Genomic DNA, 13,636 nt, shown 5'->3' with positions numbered 1-13,636 from the left:
CCAGCGTTCATCTCTTCTCTCCTTTCCCGGCATTCTCCGGGCTGAGCTATGAACTCCGAAATTCGAGGGCAACCTCAGCTTGCGGTCTGCGTGCTGACCCATGCGCAGTTCGAAGCGAGCGCGATTCAGCGCCGCGTACACGTTACGGCTGGCGCCGAGCAGCAGGTGATCGCCCGCTCGGTCGCGGATGGCGTAGATGCCCATGGGCGGGAAGCTGTCACGCACCTGGCGCGCGGCGGCCCGTCGCGCCGAGCGCGACGCCTGGTTGGCGGAATAGTCCATCTTTTTTCTCCTTGTGACGGTAGTAGAGGCCGTGCAGCGCCAGCATGGCGAGGAACGCGGCAGGACAAGCCCAGAACACACCTGCCAGGCCGAAGCGCGCTTCCAGCGCCACGGCAAGGGGCCATTCGATGCCTACGATCGCGGCCAGGCTCAGGAGTGCCGGCACCAGCGCCGCGCCGCTCGCGCGCATCGCGCCGACCAGCACGTGGCTCCATCCGAGCAGTACCATGCTCCAGGCGACGGTGCGCACGATGGTGAGAGCCTGTTCCAGCACGGCTCCAGGCTCCAGGAACACGCGCAGCGCGAATGGCGCGAGCAGGTGCGCAGCGCCAACGACCAGCGCGGTGACCAGGGCGTTCAAACGCAGCCCCGTACGCACGATCGCCAACACCCTTTCGCGCCGTCCCGCGCCGACTGCGTGCGCGCTGAAGATCGCCGCGGCAATGCCCAGGCTCATCGCCGGGAACTGCACCCAGCTCAGAACCTGCGTTGCCGCGCCATAGGCGGCGGTAGCGGTCGAACCATGGCGGTTCACCAGGCCCAGCAACACGATCTCAGCAAAAGCCATCGCCAGCATCTGCAATGCGGCTGGCAGACCGATGTGCAGCATGCGTCGGGCGATCACCGCACTTGGCTTGCAGTGCTGCCATCCGGCGCCGGGTGCTAGCGGATGGCCGTCCCGGCACCAGCGCCAGATCAACACGGCAAGTGCAGCCAGCTGTGCAACGAGCACCGAGACAGCCACGCCAGCAGCGCCCAAGGGCGTGGCCGCAACGAACAGCGGCGTGCACACCGCGCCCACCAGCGTCGCGCCCAGCAAGGACCACATCGGCGAGCGCGCGTCGCCGGTGCCGCGGCTCAGTGACACGCCCGCCCATGCGACGAACACGAAGGGCGTCACCAGCAACATGGCGCGCGCATAGCGGATCGCGGCCGGCAAGATGTCCGGCGGCGTGCCGAGAGCCTGCATCAACCACGGTGCAGACCACGCACCCGCCACCGCGACCGCAAGCCCGACCCCAAGCGCAGCCGCGAAGGCCGTCGCACCCACGCGCCGCACCTGCGTTGCGTCACATGCGCCCCATGCTTGTCCCGCAAGAATGGTTGCGCCGGAGCTCAGCCCGATGATCAGCGACAGCAGTAGGAAGAACACGGGAAAGAACGAGGCGGCCGTCGCGATGCCGATCACGCCCAGCAGGTGTCCGAGCCAGAAGCCATCGAGCAGTCCGCCCGCGCTTTGCAGCGCATGCGTCAGGATAAGGGGAGTCAGCAGCGCAAGGTAATGCGTGCGCAGTGTCGGCGTCGGTCCGGCGGGGGTTGGCATTTCTCGCTCGTTCATGGGGGGCCTTGTGAATCGCGGGCGTGCGTGTGCCCGCAGCGCTGCAGCCCGGAGCCGCGCGCTGATTTCAAAAAAAGAAGGAAGTCCGGCTCAGCCGGGTGCAGGTTCGGCGAGATCCAACACGTAGGTCTGCACGTCTTCCGGCCAAGCGGCCATCTGCGCCACCAGCCGCTCGTGGTCGCCGGCGAACAGTGCCCGCGATGCTTCCTCGAAGCCCGCGAGATGGCCGGCCAGCGTAGACATGGCGTGATACGCGCGGTCGCGCGCCTGGCGCGTCCGGCTCTTGTCGCCGTCGTTGCGCCGCGCTTCATGCACAAGCTTGCGCAAGGCCACGGAGGCCCCGCCCGGTTGCGCGGCCAACCAGTCCCAGTGTTCCGGTAGCAATGTCACTTCTCGCGCGACCACACCGAGCTTGGGGCGGCCGCGGCCCTTGGGCGCCGGGGTTGGCAGCACCTCGGTGTAGCGTGCCGCAACGGCTTCCTCGCCGCCACGCAAGTCCAAGTCAGCCGACCGACCACTGGCATCGCTGAAGACCAGTGGATACCTCTGGGGTTGCGCCTGCTGGGCCCGCAGCACGGCCACGGCGACCTCATGCAAAGGACCCTTGGCGAGGCGCCGTCCCTCGAGGAAGGCTGTGTAGGTGAGTGGCGTGGGCTGGTTCATGTCGAAAATTTTACCCGGATCAAATTCGCAGGTCAATAATACCCGGGTAAAAATAAAACGGTCTGACTTGAGGACCCGTCACGTGCCCGTTTGTGCCTGCACCAGTCCGTGTTGCAACGGCTGCAGACTCCGCCTGAATGCGGGGCTTGAGTCGGCTGCGTCGATGCCCGCTTCAGCGCTGGCCTCGTGGCCACATCAAGGCCAGCAGAGACAGGCCGCAGAACACGGCGCCGGCCACAAAAGTCGTGGCCGGGCCCTGGCTGTCCCACAGCAGGCCGGCCACCGTGCTGGCCAGCAGCATGGCCAGGCCGCTGACCAGGTTGAAGAAGCCGAAGGCCGTGCCCCGCAGGTCATCTGGTGCGGTGTCGGCCACCATGGCCGCCAGCAGGCCTTGTGTCAGGGCCATGTGCACGCCCCACAGCGCCACGCCGGCCAGCAGGCCGGCGGGCCCGGTCTCGGTGGCCAGCAACAGGTCGGCCAGCAGCAGCACCAGCACCCCGGCGGCCAGCAGGCCACGGTGCCCGATGCGATCCGACAGTTTGCCGAAGGGGTAGGCCAGCAGCGAATACACCCCGTTCATGGCCACCATCACCAGCGGCACCAGGGCCATGGCGATGCCGCTTTGTTGGGCGCGCAGCACCAGAAACGCTTCGCTGAAGCGGGCCAGCGTGAACAGTGCACCCAAAGAAACTACCCACCAGTAGGCTGCCGGCAGCCGGCGCAGCTTGGCGCGCTGGATCGGATTTTCGCGGGGTGTACCAGCAGGCCGCGCGGGTTCCTTCAAGCCCAGTACCAGCAAGGCTACCGCCAGCCAGGCCGGCACCGTAGCCACCCAGAACACGGCGCGGAAATCATTGGCCCAGAGCAGCATCAGGCCGGCAGCGATCAGCGGGCCGGCAAAGGCCCCCACGGTGTCGAGCGACTGGCGCAGGCCAAAGGCCGCGCCGCGCAGATGGGCCGGCGCGATGTCGGCCACCAGCGCATCGCGCGGGGCCCCGCGGATGCCCTTGCCCACGCGGTCCAGCAGGCGGGCTGTCACGATCAGGCTGGCGCCGCCGGTAAGGGCGAACAGTGGCTTGCTCAAGGCCCCCAGGCCATAGCCCAGCACGGCCAGCGATTTGCGTCGGCCCCAGTAATCGCTGAGCACGCCCGAGAACACTTTCACGATCAGTGCCGTGGCCTCGGCCAAGCCCTCGATCAGGCCGACCGTGGCCATGCTCATGCCCAGCGTGCCCACCATGAACATGGGCAGCAGGCTGTGGATCATCTCGGACGAAATGTCCATCAGCAGGCTCACGAAGCCCAGGGTCCAGATGCCTGCCGGGATGTGGCGCAGTCCGCTGGCAGGCGATGTTAGATGGGCGCTCATGGTCTGGGCGGTGTCAGAGGCCCAGGGGCGACACGCCGATCAGCCACTGGTGGCCCCAGAAGGCAAAGGCCGCCCAGGCCAGCAGTCCGGCCAGCACCGTCATGGCGGTGCTGCCACTGTGGGCTGCGGGGTAGACCGTGCCCAAGGCCCGGTCGCGTTGTCGGGCGCTGCGGAAATCCAGCACGGCCCAGGCCAGAAAGCTGCCGAACAGCAGCCCGTCGGCCAGGTTGCCATTGGCCAGCAGGTGCGCCAGCGCCCACACCTTCACCGCCAGCACCATGGGGTGGTGCAAGCGGGCCTTGAATCCGTTGTGGGGCACATAGGCCGCAGCCAGCAACACGAACGAGATCAGCATCAGCAAGGCCGCGCCATGGCGAGTGGCCACCGGGGGGACCCACAGCACCACAGGGTTTTGCCGTGCCAGGCCGTAGCCCCACACGATCAAGGCAAAGCCCAGCAGCGACAGCAGTGAGTAAAGGCCTTTCCAGGCGCCCTCACCCAGTCGCGTGCGCGTGCGGGTGCGCCAGCTTTCGGCCACGATGCGCACCGAATGGACGCCCAGGAACAAGATCAAGCCCAACACCAACCATGTCATGGATTCACCTCCTCACGCCACCCGGCGACTGGCTGATTATGGGTGCCCTGGCGCGGCTTTGCATGTCAGGTGTGTACAAGGTCGACTCCTTTGCCTGGGGTGGCCGCGTCGCGCAGACACTGCACCAGCAGACTGGCTGCCGGGGACAGCCGTGCGCCGCGGCGGGTGACGATGCCGTAGGCCTCATGGCGTGAGCGGATCGCCAGTGGCAGTCGGCGTGCGATCCGGTGCTCTTCGCAAAAGGCCATGGTGCCCTCGGCCATCAAGGCCACCAGGGTCGGGTCCTGCTTGAGCATCAGCATGGTGGCCAGCGATGAGGCTGTCTCGATCGGATAGGGTGGCAGACCCAGGCCTGCCTCGCGGAACTCGCGCTCCAGCAGGGTGCGCAGGGGCATGTTGCCGGGGTAGAGAATCCAGCGGCACGAGGCCAGTTGGGCCAGCGTCACCCGTCGGGCCTTGGCCAGGGCGTGGCGCGGTCCGACGGCCACGGCCACGCTCTCATCCTGCAAGGCTTCGTAGTCGAACTGGTCGGCCTGTTTGGCCACCGTGGTGCGGCAGATGGCCAGGTCCAGCCGCCCCTCGTTGAGCAGGTTCAGCAGCTCGCTGCTGATGCCTTCGCGCACCTCGATCGACAAGGCCGGCTGGGTCTCGCGCAACTGGGCCAGCGCACCGATCAGCACCGAGTGCAGCGCTCCGGTGATGGTGCCCACGGCCACCCGCCCGCCACTGCCCCGCAGCACCCCGTCGATCTCTTCGCGCAGGTGGTCCAGGTCGGACGAGATCACGCGGGCGTAACGGATGATGCAGCGCCCCAATTCATTGGCCAGCACGCCCTTGGGCGAGCGCTCGAACAAAGCCATGCCGAAGGTCGACTCGATCTCGCGCAAGGCCTTGGTCAGCCCCGGCTGCGTCATGCCCAGGCGATCGGCCGCCCGGTGCAGCGAGCCCGCTTCGTCGAGCGCCACCAGCAGGGTGAGTTGGCGAAAGCGCAGGCGAGAGGTGATCGAGGTGAGGCTGGGGACCATGGGGATTCCAAAAGGTTATTGCCAGATCAAAAGCTCTCACTATGCAGCATGGCGGGGCCCTCCCAGAATCCCGCAGCACAAGGAGACAAGGCATGAAACTGCTTCGCTATGGCCCCCCGGGCCAGGAGAAACCCGGCCTGCTGGATGGGGCTGGCCAACTCAGGGATCTGTCGGCCCAGGTGGTCGACATCGAGGGCAGCACCCTCGACCCCAACACCCTCGATCGGCTGCGCGCCATCGACCCCTTCAGCCTGCCTCTTGTGGCCGGTACGCCTCGTCTGGGGCCTTGCGTGGGGCGCATCGGCAAGTTCATCTGCATCGGTCTGAACTATGCCGATCACGCGGCCGAATCGGGCATGGCCGTGCCCACCGAGCCCGTGGTGTTCAACAAATGGACCTCGGCCGTGGTGGGGCCGAACGATGATGTGCGCATCCCGCGTGGATCGATGAAAACCGATTGGGAGGTCGAACTGGGGGTGGTCATCGGCCGTGTCGCCAGCTACGTGGAAGAGGCCGAGGCCATGGCCTACGTGGCTGGCTACTGCGTGGTCAATGACGTGTCGGAGCGCAGCTACCAACTGGAGCGAGGCGGCACCTGGGACAAAGGCAAGGGCTGCGACACCTTCGGCCCCACCGGGCCCTGGCTGGTCACCGCCGACGAGGTGCCCGACCCGCATGCGCTGCACCTGTGGCTGGAGGTGGATGGCCAGCGCTACCAGGACGGCAACACCCGCACCATGGTCTTCAAGGTGCCCCAGCTGGTGGCTTACCTGAGCCGCTTCATGACCCTGTACCCCGGTGACGTGATCTCGACCGGCACCCCACCCGGCGTCGGCATGGGCTGCAAGCCCGAGCCGGTCTACCTGCGCCCTGGACAGACCCTGCGCCTGGGCATCGAAGGCCTGGGTGAACAACAACAACGCACCGTGGCCGCCTGAGAGGAGCCGACACCATGAACCAGCAAGAATTTGAAGGCCGCACCGCTGTCATCACGGGCGGCGCCCAGGGCATCGGCCTGGCTGTTGCCCAGCGCCTGCTGGCCGGTGGCGCCCGGGTCAGCCTGTGGGATGCCGATGCCTCGGCGCTGGCCGCGCAGGCCCATCTGCCCGTGCACCGGGTGCAGGCCAACATCACCGATCCGGCCCAGGTCGAGGTGGCCCTGAGCGAGACCGAGGCCCGGTGCGGCCCCGTGGCCCTGCTGGTGCACAGTGCCGGCATCGCGGGGGCCAATGCCCCCTTGGTGGATTACCCCACGGCCGAGTGGTTGCGCGTGCTCGATGTCAATCTCAACGGCACCTTCCATGTCAACCGGGCGGTGGTGGCGGGCATGATCCGGCGCAACTACGGCCGCATCGTCAACATCGCCTCGATCGCGGGCAAGGAGGGCAACCCCAACGCGGCGGCTTACAGTGCCTCCAAGGCGGGGGTGATCGCCCTCACCAAGAGCCTGGGCAAGGAAACGGCGCAGTACAACATCGCGGTCAATGCCATCACACCGGCCGCCGCGCGCACCCGAATCTTCGAGCAGATGTCGCAGCAGCACATCGATTACATGCTGTCCAAGATCCCGCGCGGCCGCTTCGTCGAGGTGGATGAGATTGCCGCCATGGTGGCCTGGCTGCTGACGGCCGAGAACTCGTTCACCACCGGTGCCGTGTTCGATCTGTCAGGCGGCCGCGCCACCTATTGAGACCTTGAGACCTTGAGACATCGAGACCGGCCCCGCCCGGCGTGCCCCCGCTGATTCCAGCCATGACAACAGGAGACAACACCATGACCATCCCTCGCCGCGGCTTTCTGGCCGCCAGCTGTGCCCTGGGCATCGCAGGCCCTTTCTCGTCGGCCCGCGCCGCCAGCGACTACCCTTCGAGACCGATCGAGCTGATCGTGCCTGTGGCGGCCGGCGGTGGCACCGATCTGGTGGGCCGCGCCTTTGCCGAGGCGGTCAAGAAGTACCTGCCGCAACAACCTGTGGTGGTCACCAACAAGCCCGGGGCCAGCGGCGCCATCGGCACCGCCGAACTCATCAATGCCAAGCCCGACGGCTACAAGCTGGGCATCATCATCTGCGAGCTCACCATCATCCCCAACCTGGGCATCACCAAGCACACGGCCTCCGACCTGCGCCCCATCGCCCGCCTGAATGCCGACCCGTCGGCCATCACCGTGCGCGCCGACGCCCCCTGGCAGACCGTGGACGAGTTCCTGGCTGACGCACGTCGCCGCAAAGACCCGGTAGCCATCGGCAACGCAGGGGTGGGTTCGATCTGGCACATGGCGGCTGCCGCACTCGGCGACAAGACCGGCATCGCTTTCAACCACGTGCCCTTCCTGGGCGCGGCCCCGGCCGCCGTGGCCTTGCTCGGGGGGCATGTCGATGCGCTCACGGTCAGCCCGGGCGAGGTAGCCCAGCATGTGGCGGCCGGCAAGATGCGCACGCTGGCCGTGATGGCTGAGCAGCGCCTGGGTTCGGCATTGTTCGAGAAAGTGCCCACCCTCAAGGAACGCGGGGTGGACCTGTCGGTGCAGGTCTGGCGCGGCCTGGGGGCGCCCAAGGCCCTGCCGCAGGACCTGGCCGACCTGTGGGCTGACGTGGCTCGCAAGGCCGCCGATGACACGGTGTTCCGTGAGGCCCTGCTCAAGGCCAACCTGGGCTGGGCCTATGCCGATGGGCCCAGCTTCCAGGCCGCCATCGACAAGGACCGGGCCTTCTACAAAGACCTGGTGCCCAAGCTCAACATCCCGAAGGCCTGAGTGAGCTCAGCGTGCAGCGTGGCGCTCGCGTTGCTGCGCCAGCCACCCGGGCACCGCGGCCTTGCTGCAACGTTGCAGGGTGCTCAGCAAGCCGTGGTCGGCCTGCAGTTGCCAGCGCTGCTGCAGTTGCTGCTGCAGGTGGGCCAGCAGCGATGCGGCCATCTCGGCATCGGCCAGCGCCCGGTGGGCGCGGCCGGCGGGCGGCAGGCCCAGAAAGGAGATCAGCGAGCCCAGCTTGTGGCTCGGGGCCTGCGGGATCAGCCGGCGTGACAGCAGCACCGTGCAGGCAAAGGCTTGCGGCGCGCTCAGGCCGGCCCGAGCCAGCTCGGCCACCCAGAACTTGCGGTCAAAGGCCGCGTTGTGCGCCACCATGGGCGCGTCGCCCACAAAGCGGCTGGCTTCGCCCATCACCTGCTCGGCCGGCGGCGCGGCGGCCACCATGGCATTGGTGATGCCGGTGAGCTGGGTGATGAAGGACGGGATGCGCACCCCCGCATTCATCAGGCTCTGGAAACGGTCCACCACCCGCCCCTGCTCCAGCAGCACGATGGCCACCTCGGTGGCACGTGCGCCTTGCTCGGGTGAGATGCCCGTGGTTTCGAAGTCGATGACAGCAATGGTGGACATGGGATGGGGCCGAAAACAGAGGAAGTCAGGGGTCGCATCGACCCGGGTGGCACGGCTGCAGAACGAGCGCAGCTCAGTCGCGGCGTCGATCGGAGTCCTGGCTCTGGTAGTAACGCGCCTTGGCCGCATACATGGCCTGGTCGGCCCGTGACACGGCAGCATCAAGCGACTCGCCCTCCTGACAGGTGGCCGTCCCCATCGACAGGGTCAATGGCTGGCCCGGGTAGAACTGGTTGTTCATCTCGAGCAGCGACTGGATGCGCTCCTGCACCGCGGCTGCGGCCCGTGCATCAGAGGCCGGCAGCAGCAGGGCAAATTCGTCGCCCCCGATGCGGGCCGCACAGGCCGGTGCATCCACCGCCTTGCCCAGCACTTCACCGGCGCGGCGCAACATGGCGTCGCCGGCGGCATGGCCTTCTTCGTCGTTGACCCGCTTGAGCCCGTTGAGGTCGACGATCAGCAGGCTGACGGGCCAGGGGCCACGCCGGGCCAGTCGATTGAGCTCGTCGGCATAGAAGGCGCGGTTGCGCAGCCGGGTCAGCACGTCGTGCTTGCCCAGGTACTCCAGGTAGGCTTCGGCCTTCTTGCGGGCGGTGATGTCCACCAGCGACACCAGCACCAGGCTCCAGTCGTTCTCATGGCCTTCCAGCACCGAGAACTGCATGTGGATGTGCAGCTTGTCGCCGTTGAGCGTGTAGTTGGCTACTTCGCGGTGTTGCACCAGCTTGTTCTGCCACAGGTCGATCAACTGGTCGGAGAACGAATCCACCATCTCGCCGCGGAACAGCTGGTCGAGCCGGCTCAGCAGCTCGCCCTTGGACTGGGCACCGAACATGTCCAGCGTCAGCTGGTTCACGTCCACCACCCGGATCTCCTGCATGCAACGGGTCACAAACTCGGGGTGCACCCGGATGAAGGTGGGAAAGTCGGTGATGCCCTGGCGCCGCGCCTCGTCCAGCAATTGCTTGACGGCGCTGAAGTCCTCCACCCACAGCGACACGGGCGAGTGCTCGAAAAGATCGCGCGCGTACTGCTCGCTGTTGGCCAGGCGCTGCAGGTTGCGGGTGGTGTCGGTCACGTCTTCCAGCGACACCATCACGCGGTCCCATTCGGCCTCGTGGCCCTGCAGGATGCGGGCCCGTACCAGCACGTCGAGGCGGCGCCCGTCCAGCGTGTAGTTGACGGTCTGGTTCACGAACTCATGCTGGCCGTTCCACAGCTGCGTCCACTCGGCCACCACCTGCGGGAACATGTCGTCGCGGAACACCTGGCCCAGGTTGGCCAGCAGATGGGTCGCATCGGTGGCACCGAACAGGCTCAGGGTCTTGCCATTCACCCGCAACACCTGGATGCAGCCCGTGCCCTCGGCCACCAGCTCGGGGTGTTGTGCCAGGTGCGCGGCCAGGTCTTGCACGCCCTGGTCGCGCAGGCGCTCGAAAAAGCGCTTGAGCTGGCTGAAGTCTTCCAGCCACAGCGACACCGGCGCCAGCTCGAAGATGCTCTCGAAATCAGTGGCGGCAGCGGTCGGTGTCAGGAGGCTCATGGGCGTGGGGTCGGACGCGGGTGGCGTCCCTGGAAAATGCGGTTCTGGCAGTTTAGCGGGGCCATGTGAAGCCTGGTTGACGGGCTACACAGCGTCGTTTCAGGCGGCTGTGCCTGCGTCGTGGGCCTTGCGTGCGCTGGCGCGCCGCGCCCGCACCGCTTCGGCCAGGCCTTGCAGCACCGGCAGCGTCTGGGCCATGCTGATGCAGGCATCGGTCACCGACACGCCGTGCTGCAGCGGTTGGCCGGGCACGATGTCCTGGCGCCCTTCTTCCAGGTGGCTTTCGATCATCAGGCCGGTGATGCGCACATCGCCGGCCGCGATCTGGCGCGCCACGTCGGCAGCCACCTCGATCTGGCGGCGGTGCTGCTTGCTGCTGTTGGCATGCGACACATCGATCATCACCTGTTCGCGCAGGCCGGCCGACTTGAGCATGGCGCAGGCCGCGTCCACGTCGGCGGCACTGTAATTGGGCTGCTTGCCGCCGCGCAGGATCACGTGGCAGTCCTGGTTGCCACGGGTCTCGAAGATGGCCGACTGACCCATCTTGGTCATGCCCATGAAGGCATGTGAGGCCTGGGCGGCCTGGATCGCATCGGCCGCCACCTTCACCCCGCCGTCGGTGCCATTCTTGAAGCCCACCGGGCAACTGAGCCCGCTGGCCAACTGGCGGTGGCTCTGGCTCTCGGTGGTGCGCGCGCCGATGGCGCCCCAGCTCACCAGGTCGCTGATGAACTGCGGGCTCAGCAGGTCCAGGAACTCGGTGCCCACCGGCAGGCCCACCTCCAGCACGTCAAGCAGCAACTGGCGGGCCAGCTCCAGCCCTTCGTTGATGGCAAAGCTGCCATCCAGGTGCGGGTCGTTGATGTAGCCCTTCCAGCCCACCGTGGTGCGGGGCTTCTCGAAGTACACCCGCATCACGATCAGCAGGTCGTCGGCCAGCGCATCGGCCTGTTGCTTGAGCTGGCGGGCGTAGGCCATGGCCTGCGCGTGGTCGTGGATCGAGCACGGGCCCACCACCACCACCAGCCGGTCGTCTGCACCGTGCAGCACGCGCGAGATGGCGCTGCGGCTGTGTTCCACCAGAGCCTGGGCCGAGGCGGGCGTGGGCAGCCATTCCTGCAGCAAGGCGGGCGTGATCAGCGGGCGCACCGCACGGATGCGGGTGTCGTCGATGCGGGTGGTGTCGTGGGTGTGGTCGGCCGAGGCGGTCGAAGCGCGAACGTGGGCAGTCATGGTGGCAGCGTTGGGGTTGTTCGGAGGACGGGCCGGGGCTCAGGCCTTCTTGAGGAAGACCGACTTCAGCATGAACTGACCCTGGTCGGTCTTGCAGTCCACATCGTGGTCGCCGTTGTCATGCACCAGGCGGATGCTTTTGACCTTGGTGCCCTTTTTCAGCACGGTGGAGCTGCCCTTGACCTTCAGGTCCTTGATCAGCAGCACGGCGTCGCCGTCGGCCAGCGGCTGGCCATTGGCGTCACGGATCACGCCGTCGCCCGGGGCGGTGTCTTCATCGCTGGTTTCGGCCTGGGCCGGCCACTCGAAGGCGCAATCGGGGCAGATGAACTGATCGCCATCGGCGTAGGTGTTCTCAAGCCCGCATTGGGGGCAGGCGGGCGGGGTGGTACTCATGGTAGGGTGATCCGGGGAAGCAATGAAAGCCCGATAGTTTAGGCCCCCAGCCTCAATGCCCGTGACGGGGCCTGGCGCGAGGCCGGGCATCGGCCGTGGAGGAATGCACGGGTTCCAGCAGCGCAAAGTCGATGAACCCGCGTTCCACGTCGGTGTGTTTGAGCTCCACGCGCAGCAGCTGACCCACGCGCAGCGGCGGCAGGTGCCCGATCAGCCGCCCCTCCACCGGGGGCGCCAGCAGACGCACCCAGGTGGCCGAGGCCTCGGTGCCAGTCACCAGCGCGTCGAACGATTGCCCCACAAAGCGCTCCAGGTACAGCGCGGCCTCGCACTTGCGCAGCTTGCGCTCCACCTTGCGCGAGGCGTCTTCCTGGCGGGTGCAGTGCTGTGCCAGCGCCTGCAGTTCGGCATCGCTGTAAGGCATGGGCTGCTCGGCCAGCGCGGCCTTCACCATGCGCTGCGTGATCAGGTCCGGAAAGCGCCGGTTCGGCGCGGTGGAGTGGGTGTAGTCGCGCAGTGCCAGCCCGAAGTGGCCCAGCGGACGCTGGCCCGCCTGCTCGACCACGTATTCGCCCGAGCCCATCAGCTTCACGATGACCAGCGACAGGTCGGGGAAACGCAGCGGGTCGGCCGCGTGCCGCCGCGCCAGAAAGGCTTCGAGCGCGCGCGAGTCGGGGCTGCCGGGCAAGGTTTCGCCATACTGGGCCGCCACCTCCACGATGCGCATCCAGCGCTCGGGCGAACGCACCACCCGGCGCAGCGAGCGCCCGCTGTGCCGCGCCAGGAAGTGGGCGGTGCAGGTGTTGGTGGCGATCATCAGCTCTTCGATCAACTGGCGCGCGCGGTTCTGCACCTGCTGCTCGATGCCCACCAGTTGCCCGCCGTCAAACACGGCCCGCGGCTGGAAGGTCTCCAGCGCCAGCGAGCCCTGGGCATGCCGGGCTTGGCGCAGGGTTTGGGCCACCTGGTCCTGCAGGCGCAGTTGCTGGTCCATGCCGCTCACGCGGGCTGCGGCCTCGGGCAGCGGGCCCTGGCCCTCCAGCCAGGCGGCCACCGAGTCATAGGCCAGCTTGGCCTGGTTGTGCACCCGGGCCCGGTACAGGCGCGCAGCGTGCACGCTGGCATCGGCATGGATCACCATCTCGGTCACCAGGGCCAGCCGGTCCACCTCGGGGTTGAGCGAGGTGAGGTCATAACACAGGGCCTCGGGCAACATCGGAAAAATCCGCGCCGAGGTGTAGACCGAGGTGGTGTTGAAACAGGCATGCTCGTCGATCGCCGAACCTTGAGGCACCACGCTGTCGACATCGGCAATCGCCACCCACACGCGGGTGGCGCCGTCGGGCAGGGCCTCGGCCACGGTGAGCTGATCCAGGTCGCGCGAATCGTCGTTGTCGATCGAGCACCACAGCAAGTTGCGCAGATCGGGCAAGGCCTCATCAGGCGCCGCCGGGGCCTGCCGGATCGCGTCGACCTGGTGCTGCACGGCAGGCGAGAATTCGGGCTGCAGGCCCCGCTCGGTCATGCTGGCAGTGGCGATGCGTTGCAGGTCGGCGTAGCGGCCGGGCCGGTTGGCGTAGGGAGCAGACATGGGGCACAGCGGCCGGGGCAAGCCCGGGCAAAAAGGGGAGACAACTCATTTTGCAGCAAGCCGACCGGGTGAATGGGCTGAACCGACGCCACCCTGTGCAGGGGGCGACAGCGCTGGATCGACTCGGGCTGTTAGAGTTTTGCGCTTCAAGCGGTGCCCATTCCGGCTGCCGTCCTTGACCCGACCGCACCTGACCCGACCGCATCTGATCTGACC

14 protein-coding genes are annotated in these 13,636 nt (G+C 67.3%); 3 read left to right on the top strand and 11 right to left on the bottom strand.

What is annotated here, in order from left to right; genetic code table 11:
* From AC3WUT_RS18970 to AC3WUT_RS18945, 6 genes are all read right to left on the bottom strand, one after another.
* Positions 1–282: GIY-YIG nuclease family protein (locus tag AC3WUT_RS18970; RefSeq protein WP_492348636.1), on the bottom strand; the 282-nt coding region annotated here is incomplete at its 3' end.
* Complete coding sequence (locus AC3WUT_RS18965; protein WP_492348635.1) at positions 218–1,621, bottom strand: MATE family efflux transporter; 1,404 nt, start codon at positions 1,619–1,621, stop codon at positions 218–220. The genes AC3WUT_RS18965 and AC3WUT_RS18970, both read right to left, overlap by 65 nt.
* A gap of 90 nt (positions 1,622–1,711) precedes the next feature.
* Positions 1,712–2,284, bottom strand: a complete 573-nt coding sequence (locus AC3WUT_RS18960; protein WP_492348634.1) for a DUF2239 family protein — start codon at positions 2,282–2,284, stop codon at positions 1,712–1,714.
* Between the two features lie 172 nt (positions 2,285–2,456).
* Positions 2,457–3,653 carry an MFS transporter gene (locus AC3WUT_RS18955; RefSeq protein ID WP_492348633.1) on the bottom strand — a complete coding sequence of 399 codons (1,197 nt, stop codon included), beginning with the start codon at positions 3,651–3,653 and terminating at the stop codon, positions 2,457–2,459.
* Between the two features lie 13 nt (positions 3,654–3,666).
* Positions 3,667–4,248, bottom strand: a complete 582-nt coding sequence (locus tag AC3WUT_RS18950) for an NnrU family protein (RefSeq protein ID WP_492348632.1) — start codon at positions 4,246–4,248, stop codon at positions 3,667–3,669.
* A gap of 65 nt (positions 4,249–4,313) precedes the next feature.
* Complete coding sequence (locus tag AC3WUT_RS18945; protein WP_492348631.1) at positions 4,314–5,273, bottom strand: LysR family transcriptional regulator; 960 nt, start codon at positions 5,271–5,273, stop codon at positions 4,314–4,316.
* A 92-nt stretch (positions 5,274–5,365) separates the two neighbouring features.
* Between AC3WUT_RS18945 and AC3WUT_RS18940 the strand changes: the two genes are divergently transcribed.
* From AC3WUT_RS18940 to AC3WUT_RS18930, 3 genes are all read left to right on the top strand, one after another.
* Complete coding sequence (locus AC3WUT_RS18940) at positions 5,366–6,211, top strand: ureidoglycolate lyase (protein WP_492348630.1); 846 nt, start codon at positions 5,366–5,368, stop codon at positions 6,209–6,211.
* Positions 6,212–6,225: 14 nt separating this feature from the next.
* Entirely contained in the window at positions 6,226–6,963 is a 738-nt protein-coding gene (locus AC3WUT_RS18935) for an SDR family NAD(P)-dependent oxidoreductase (protein WP_492348629.1), read from the top strand.
* A gap of 83 nt (positions 6,964–7,046) precedes the next feature.
* Entirely contained in the window at positions 7,047–8,027 is a 981-nt protein-coding gene (locus AC3WUT_RS18930) for a Bug family tripartite tricarboxylate transporter substrate binding protein (protein WP_492348628.1), read from the top strand.
* 6 nt (positions 8,028–8,033) lie between these two features.
* Here the strand turns inward: AC3WUT_RS18930 and AC3WUT_RS18925 are convergent, their stop codons facing one another.
* From AC3WUT_RS18925 to AC3WUT_RS18905, 5 genes are all read right to left on the bottom strand, one after another.
* The gene (locus AC3WUT_RS18925) at positions 8,034–8,654 is read right to left on the bottom strand and encodes a 3'-5' exonuclease (protein ID WP_492348627.1); all 621 of its coding nucleotides are present in this window, start codon (positions 8,652–8,654) and stop codon (positions 8,034–8,036) included.
* A gap of 73 nt (positions 8,655–8,727) precedes the next feature.
* Positions 8,728–10,197, bottom strand: a complete 1,470-nt coding sequence (locus tag AC3WUT_RS18920) for a sensor domain-containing diguanylate cyclase (RefSeq protein WP_492348626.1) — start codon at positions 10,195–10,197, stop codon at positions 8,728–8,730.
* Between the two features lie 99 nt (positions 10,198–10,296).
* On the bottom strand, positions 10,297–11,433 hold the full coding sequence (locus AC3WUT_RS18915) for a 3-deoxy-7-phosphoheptulonate synthase (protein ID WP_492348625.1): 1,137 nt from the start codon (positions 11,431–11,433) through the stop codon (positions 10,297–10,299).
* Positions 11,434–11,472: 39 nt separating this feature from the next.
* Entirely contained in the window at positions 11,473–11,829 is a 357-nt protein-coding gene (locus tag AC3WUT_RS18910; RefSeq protein ID WP_492348624.1) for a zinc ribbon domain-containing protein YjdM, read from the bottom strand.
* A gap of 52 nt (positions 11,830–11,881) precedes the next feature.
* On the bottom strand, positions 11,882–13,420 hold the full coding sequence (locus tag AC3WUT_RS18905) for an RNB domain-containing ribonuclease (RefSeq protein ID WP_492348623.1): 1,539 nt from the start codon (positions 13,418–13,420) through the stop codon (positions 11,882–11,884).
* Positions 13,421–13,636 lie beyond the last annotated feature (216 nt).

Source organism: Curvibacter sp. EU05-FHT14A10, assembly GCF_058791075.1.
This window is presented reverse-complemented; position numbering and strand designations above follow the sequence as displayed.

Bases quoted from the DNA above. Each gene is read 5' to 3' on its own strand.
- AC3WUT_RS18965 (WP_492348635.1), bottom strand. From the start codon at position 1,621: ATGAACGAGCGAGAAATGCCAACCCCCGCCGGACCGACGCCGACACTG.
- AC3WUT_RS18960 (WP_492348634.1), bottom strand. From the start codon at position 2,284: ATGAACCAGCCCACGCCACTCACCTACACAGCCTTCCTCGAGGGACGG.
- AC3WUT_RS18955 (WP_492348633.1), bottom strand. From the start codon at position 3,653: ATGAGCGCCCATCTAACATCGCCTGCCAGCGGACTGCGCCACATCCCG.
- AC3WUT_RS18950 (WP_492348632.1), bottom strand. From the start codon at position 4,248: ATGACATGGTTGGTGTTGGGCTTGATCTTGTTCCTGGGCGTCCATTCG.
- AC3WUT_RS18945 (WP_492348631.1), bottom strand. From the start codon at position 5,273: ATGGTCCCCAGCCTCACCTCGATCACCTCTCGCCTGCGCTTTCGCCAA.
- AC3WUT_RS18940 (WP_492348630.1), top strand. From the start codon at position 5,366: ATGAAACTGCTTCGCTATGGCCCCCCGGGCCAGGAGAAACCCGGCCTG.
- AC3WUT_RS18935 (WP_492348629.1), top strand. From the start codon at position 6,226: ATGAACCAGCAAGAATTTGAAGGCCGCACCGCTGTCATCACGGGCGGC.
- AC3WUT_RS18930 (WP_492348628.1), top strand. From the start codon at position 7,047: ATGACCATCCCTCGCCGCGGCTTTCTGGCCGCCAGCTGTGCCCTGGGC.
- AC3WUT_RS18925 (WP_492348627.1), bottom strand. From the start codon at position 8,654: ATGTCCACCATTGCTGTCATCGACTTCGAAACCACGGGCATCTCACCC.
- AC3WUT_RS18920 (WP_492348626.1), bottom strand. From the start codon at position 10,197: ATGAGCCTCCTGACACCGACCGCTGCCGCCACTGATTTCGAGAGCATC.
- AC3WUT_RS18915 (WP_492348625.1), bottom strand. From the start codon at position 11,433: ATGACTGCCCACGTTCGCGCTTCGACCGCCTCGGCCGACCACACCCAC.
- AC3WUT_RS18910 (WP_492348624.1), bottom strand. From the start codon at position 11,829: ATGAGTACCACCCCGCCCGCCTGCCCCCAATGCGGGCTTGAGAACACC.
- AC3WUT_RS18905 (WP_492348623.1), bottom strand. From the start codon at position 13,420: ATGTCTGCTCCCTACGCCAACCGGCCCGGCCGCTACGCCGACCTGCAA.